The following is a 1,049-nucleotide window of genomic DNA, read 5'->3' as shown; positions in this document are numbered from 1 at the left end:
ACGCAAGGTAGAGGTCTCGCGCTCGCTGCCTGCGGGTGCCAAAATCACGATGATAGAGGCGGGGGCGAGCTCGTTTGACGAGTTTGCGCAGTTTGCGAGCCACGCGCTTATTTTTTACAGCGCGCAGATGAGGGACGTGGGAAATTTTAGAACAAATGCTGCGCTACGACCGCTTTTCATCTCCCGCGCAGGCGATCCGCACCTAGAGGCGAACGAATTCTACGGCTGGTTTAAAATTTTAAAATAAAAATCACAAAAGCTTCGTTATTATCGGTATAAGGATCAGCAGTGCTACTATTATTATAACGACCAATAGCGCCTTGTCTATGTTGTATTTTCTTGCCGTAGATTTTGTCGTTGGGCTGCAATTTTGCAAGAAAGCCCCGAGCCTATATCCGCTGATATGAAATAACCAAGCGGTCCAAATCGGCCCGAGGGATAGACACATCGCCGCAAATGCAATTTCTGATTTATTTAATATCATTATGCCGACGATCATAAATAAAGATAGCAGACTAACGATAATCACACCTATCGTCGCAAAGGCGATAAAAAATATAAAATTTAGCTTGCAATCGATGCCTAAAATGCGAAAATTAATAATTTTATTTGCGATATAAAATGCGGATATTATCGTTAGGATAGCTTTTGCGACCTCGGCGCCCAAGGAAGCGTAAGGCAATAGCGGTACGCCAAAAACCGCATTTGATATGATGCCTACGTGCGATAAAGTAAAGCCGAGCGAGAATGAGAATACGCCCGTCAGTAAGATGCCTAGAAGTAATTTATAGAGATATATTTTCATACGCAATCCTTAAAATTTTGCGAAATTATACGAAACGATGGCTTAAAACTTTAATCGTAAATTTAGCGTAAGCTTTGAAATTTCTCACGTATGCCGCAGGCAACGACACAGAGCGAATATAAAAAACAGATATATGCCATAAGCGGAAGAAAAGCAAGAAACCCCGAAGCATAAACTAGAGAGATTAGCACATATGTCGCATTTGCCAGCGCAGGTATGCTATAAGTCCAAAGCTCGGGCTTTT

Annotated in this window: 2 protein-coding genes and 1 pseudogene; 1 reads left to right on the top strand and 2 read right to left on the bottom strand. The window is 42.5% G+C overall.

The annotated features are described in order from the left end of the window. The coding region (locus Q0140_RS05310; RefSeq protein WP_297962576.1) for a hypothetical protein at positions 1 to 247 on the top strand (247 nt) is incomplete at its 5' end. Between the two features lie 3 nt (positions 248 to 250). Here the strand turns inward: Q0140_RS05310 and Q0140_RS05305 are convergent. Both Q0140_RS05305 and Q0140_RS05300 read right to left on the bottom strand, forming a co-directional pair. Then, on the bottom strand, positions 251 to 805 hold the full coding sequence (locus tag Q0140_RS05305; protein ID WP_297962575.1) for a hypothetical protein: 555 nt from the start codon (positions 803 to 805) through the stop codon (positions 251 to 253). Positions 806 to 867: 62 nt separating this feature from the next. Further along, positions 868 to 1,049, bottom strand: a pseudogene (locus Q0140_RS05300) (transporter); the annotation flags it as partial.

The organism is uncultured Campylobacter sp. (assembly GCF_938045405.1).
Classification (GTDB): Bacteria; Campylobacterota; Campylobacteria; order Campylobacterales; family Campylobacteraceae; genus Campylobacter_B.
This window is presented reverse-complemented; position numbering and strand designations above follow the sequence as displayed.